This is a genomic window from Natranaerovirga pectinivora, assembly GCF_004342165.1.
GTDB classification, from domain to species: Bacteria; Bacillota; Clostridia; order Lachnospirales; family DSM-24629; genus Natranaerovirga; species Natranaerovirga pectinivora.
Map to the genome: position 1 here is coordinate 1 of NZ_SMAL01000025.1, position 1,702 is coordinate 1,702.

The window sequence follows — 1,702 nt, forward strand, 5'->3', positions numbered from 1 at the left end:
CGGTATTTGTCAAGTAAGTTGTCGCATTTAATTTATTTCGCATAATCTATTTATTCTGGACCATATAATCCTTTAACTCTGTTTCTTTAATAGGATTTAGTGCTACATATTTAGGTAATGACCAGTCTCTAATGTTTTTAGACCATCTTTGTGGATTTCTTGACTTGGCTTCTTCATAAGTCTTAATACGTTTTTTCATTATTTCTTTATCTAAGCCATAGTGTCTTTGATAAGGCGTTAAGAACTTAATTCCGCTATGTAAATGCTTTGTATTATACCAATGCACAAACTTTTGCACCCATTTTCTTGCTTCTTCTAGGCTAGAAAACCCCTTGAAAGGATACTTTGGTCTATACTTCATGGTTTTAAATAGTGATTCTGAATATGGGTTATCATTACTTACTCTTGGTCTTGAAAAAGAGCCTTGTACTCCTAGCTTTTCTAGTGTAGATAGAAATGTAGCTGCTTTCATTGGACTACCATTATCAGAGTGTAAAATTAATGGCTTTCCGGATATACCTTGTGATAATGTGGTTCTTTTTATTAAATGCTCTGCGTATTCAGCTTTCTCTGACTCCCAGACTTCATAGCCTACTATTAATCTACTAAACATATCTAGGATTAAATAAAGCTTGTAGTATTGGCCCTTGATTGCGGCATTTAACCATGTTATATCCCAAGTCCATACTTGGTTTGATTTTGTAGCTATATGTGTAGGTACTTCCCTTTTTACAGGTGTTTTGGTTCTACTTCTATGGGTATTCATTTTTTCTTCTCTCAATATACGGTGGATAGTTGATTCTGATGCTAAGTACTTACCTTGCTCTGCTAGCTTAGGGACTATCTGCGCTGGTACTAAATCAGCAAATTCTGGGCTATTTACTGTTTTAAGGACTTCACAACGTTCCTCTTGTGACAGCTTATTTTTAGGTGTAGGTCTTTTAACAAGCGGTCTCTGATCGCTTATTATACTACCTTCGTTAGTCCACCTTTGGTATGTACGATCGGTTATATCTAGTTCTTTACATGCAGTTTTTAATCTAGCACCATTGTGTCTGGCTTCATTAATCAGCTCTACTGCTGTTATACGATCTGAGTCACTGATTAGTCTTCCTCGTGGTCCCCCCAGATCGCGTTTGCCTTTTTTCTTAAGACTAGTAAGGCAGCTGTTTCTGCTAATGCTTTTTCTTTATACCTCAATTCTTTCTCAAGATTTTTGTTTTTGAGTTTTTCTTCTTTAATCTCCTCATTCATTTCATGAGGATCTTTTGAAAGAGTAGTATTAGCTTTAAGGCACTGTTTACTCCATGTTTTTACGTCATCTATATAAATACCTTTATTTCTACAGTAAGCAGACAGTTCTTCTTCTGTTAGGGTATAAGTTTCAAGTACTATGCGAAATTTTTCTTCTGAACTTAGTTTGCTTGAATGTTTGTTATTGCTTGGTGTATGATTTTGGTTTTGTTCTTTAGATTTAGCACGCGTCCACGTGTATATAGTAGATGGAGCTATTCCCAGTTCTTTTGATATCTGCGGTACGGATTCATTAAGGTCTTCTAATCTTTTTAGAATTGATTCTTTGAATTCTTTGGTGTATTGATTGTTCTTATTGTTGTTTTTTGGCATATCAATTCTCCTCAGGTTATTGTCGTAGTTTTATTATACACTTTTTTCTATACGACAACTATCCTAACACATAGGG

Annotated in this window: 2 protein-coding genes; both read right to left on the reverse strand. The window is 35.0% G+C overall.

Annotated elements, in window-relative coordinates; all coding sequences use genetic code 11:
• Positions 1 to 46 precede the first annotated feature (46 nt).
• Positions 47 to 1,180 carry an IS3 family transposase gene (locus EDC18_RS14340; RefSeq protein WP_442929373.1) on the reverse strand — a complete coding sequence of 378 codons (1,134 nt, stop codon included), beginning with the start codon at positions 1,178 to 1,180 and terminating at the stop codon, positions 47 to 49.
• Positions 1,105 to 1,626, reverse strand: coding sequence for a transposase (locus EDC18_RS15010; protein WP_442929372.1), 522 nt, complete (start codon positions 1,624 to 1,626; stop codon positions 1,105 to 1,107). Before EDC18_RS15010 ends, EDC18_RS14340 begins: the two co-directional genes overlap by 76 nt.
• Between the last annotated feature and the right edge of the window lie 76 nt (positions 1,627 to 1,702).